The organism is Cronbergia sp. UHCC 0137, from assembly GCF_034932285.1.
In the GTDB taxonomy this organism is placed as follows: Bacteria; Cyanobacteriota; Cyanobacteriia; order Cyanobacteriales; family Nostocaceae; genus Cronbergia.
This window is the reverse complement of sequence record NZ_JAYGHC010000020.1, coordinates 11577-12185: the sequence shown is the minus strand read 5'-3', so window position 1 is coordinate 12185 and position 609 is coordinate 11577.

Genomic DNA, 609 nt, shown 5'->3' with positions numbered 1-609 from the left:
TTTCTGACGCACCTTATTTGATCTAACTAGCAACTTACGTTAAATAGTAAATCTTGAAAATATATTTGTAGATACGAGATAAATTTTATTCTGTTTCTACAAATACTCGTCTGTCTTTATTGGTTAATATATTTTGAACAGAAAATATTAGGAGTTACGCATTGACAGAATCTATTACATAAGGCTTATGGATTTTATCTCTTGTAGGGTGTGTCAGACCTGATAATTGAGCATCTAACAGATTTTATCTATCTGACGCACCACAGTAATATGGGATAACAAAAGCCTGAAACTAGGCAATTTCATTCATACATATCATCGGCATTTTGTACAGTGCGTAAGTCCTGAATATTATCTATAATAATTTGAAACTGAACCAAAAGAAATAGATTTACTTTCCAGAAAGTATAACTATAGAATAATTAAAATTATAAGATTTTTATTAATAATAAATTGCAGGTGTTTATACGCCTAATTTAAGTAAGTGAGACTCAAAAATATGCCAAATCAAAATATCAAATCTAATTTGTTTGACGATCTATCCACAGAAGAACAGCAGCTACTTACTGGAGGACAATTCATGGGTGGCGGCTTTAGTGGAGGATTCCC